We start from the raw sequence: 1134 nt of genomic DNA, 5'->3' as shown, positions 1-1134 counted from the left end.
GACAAATGTTAGGAGAATTATATCCTGAAGGGGGTCAATCCAAATTTGGATCCACCTATTTAGATAAACAGGGTAAGCCCCAAAACTGTTACAACCTTCCTAAACGTGAATGCCTCATTTTAGTTTCGGGTTACAGCATGACATTACGCGCTAGGATTATAGACCGTTGGCAAGAATTGGAAAAGCAAGCAGTAACACCACAAATCGACTATTCAAGTCCAAAGGCTATGATTGGCTTTTTGAATTACCTACAAGGTCAAATAGATCAAAAAGACACCATCATTGAAGATTTAACACCAAAAGCCATGGCTCTTGAAAGCTTACAGCGTCATAATGGACTCTTTGGTCTTACAGAAGCCGCTAAAATACTCGAGATGCAACCAAAACAATTCATTCTCTTCTTACAGAAAAAAGGTTGGGTTTACAGACGAGCAGCAGGTGGAAATTTGCTTCCTTATCAAGACAAAATCCAAAAGAAACTTATGGATTGTCCAACCATCACACTTCAAACCGCAAGTGGAATAGAAAAAGTCATTCCTTGCGCAAAAATCACAGCAAAAGGAATTGGTGTGCTGTCTCAAGAGCTTAAAAGACAAACCATGCATTAATTAAGGGATGTAACCATGCAAAAAAAATACGAATTTACTGATGAAACAACGGAGGTTGATGGCAAAACTCTTCACCGTATTCGTGCACTGAGAGACTTTGGTGGTATTAAAGCAGACGACCTAGGCGGTCTTATAGAGCATGAAGGCAACTTATCCCATGAGGGCAATTGTTGGATTTGGTATAAGGCTTGTGTTTTTTGAGATGCACGTGTTTATGGCAATGCACTTGTTTTCGATGAAGCAAAAGTTTCCGATAATGCACATGTTTACGAGAGCGCACACGTTTTCGATGAAGCGCGCGTTTACGGTCGTGCAGAAATTTATGGAGAAGCAAAAGTTTACGGTGATGCAGAAGTTTACCGTAGCGCACACGTTGATGACTATAACGCCATATCAACTGGAGAAAAGACCAGATGAAAAAATATGAACTGACAGATGAAACAATTAATGTTGATGGATTTACGCTTCACCGAATTAGAGCATTAAGAGATTTTGGTGGCGTCAAGAAAGGTAACCTTGGGGGCTT

Annotated in this window: 2 protein-coding genes and 1 pseudogene; all 3 read left to right on the top strand. The window is 40.2% G+C overall.

What is annotated here, in order from left to right:
* Positions 1-608: phage antirepressor KilAC domain-containing protein (locus tag ACFIJP_RS09250; RefSeq protein WP_375627126.1), on the top strand; the 608-nt coding region annotated here is incomplete at its 5' end.
* A gap of 15 nt (positions 609-623) precedes the next feature.
* The gene (locus tag ACFIJP_RS09245) at positions 624-809 is read left to right on the top strand and encodes a hypothetical protein (RefSeq protein ID WP_375627124.1); all 186 of its coding nucleotides are present in this window, start codon (positions 624-626) and stop codon (positions 807-809) included.
* Positions 810-824: 15 nt separating this feature from the next.
* A pseudogene (locus tag ACFIJP_RS09240) lies at positions 825-1025 on the top strand (hypothetical protein); the annotation flags it as partial.
* Between the last annotated feature and the right edge of the window lie 109 nt (positions 1026-1134).

This window comes from Bartonella sp. MU37NMGALS (assembly GCF_042194015.1).
GTDB classification, from domain to species: Bacteria; Pseudomonadota; Alphaproteobacteria; order Rhizobiales; family Rhizobiaceae; genus Bartonella; species Bartonella grahamii.
This window is presented reverse-complemented; position numbering and strand designations above follow the sequence as displayed.

Bases quoted from the DNA above. Each gene is read 5' to 3' on its own strand.
- ACFIJP_RS09245 (WP_375627124.1), top strand. From the start codon at position 624: ATGCAAAAAAAATACGAATTTACTGATGAAACAACGGAGGTTGATGGC.